1 protein-coding gene is annotated in these 344 nt (G+C 59.0%); it reads left to right on the forward strand.

What is annotated here, in order from left to right; genetic code table 11:
* Positions 1-73: 73 nt before the first annotated feature.
* On the forward strand, positions 74-344 hold a 271-nt coding region (locus tag NTD86_RS06430), incomplete at its 3' end, for a transposase (RefSeq protein WP_262201323.1).

Genomic DNA, 344 nt, shown 5'->3' on the forward strand with positions numbered 1-344 from the left:
CTAGGCTCTGTACGAAATCCCTTGAAATATCGATTCCGGTAGAATCCGCCGCCATTAACGCCAGGAGGCCACGATGGCAAAGCGGTATGAACTCCCCGATGCAGCCTGGGATTTGGTTGCCGATCTCTTCACTGAAACCCGCCGCAGCGGGCGCCCGCGAGCCAATGATCGCCTGATGCTCAACGGCATCCTTTGGGTGCTCTGTTCCGGCGCGGCCTGGCGAGACATGCCGGAGCGTTTTGGCCCTTGGTCAACGGTGTATCAGCGGTTTCGCGACTGGCGTAATTGCGGCGCTTTCGATCAGATGCTCAAGCGCCTGCACATCCGATTGAACGAGCAGGGCT

Origin of the sequence: Pseudomonas sp. 7P_10.2_Bac1, assembly GCF_025465935.1 — a bacterium.
In the GTDB taxonomy this organism is placed as follows: Bacteria; Pseudomonadota; Gammaproteobacteria; order Pseudomonadales; family Pseudomonadaceae; genus Aquipseudomonas.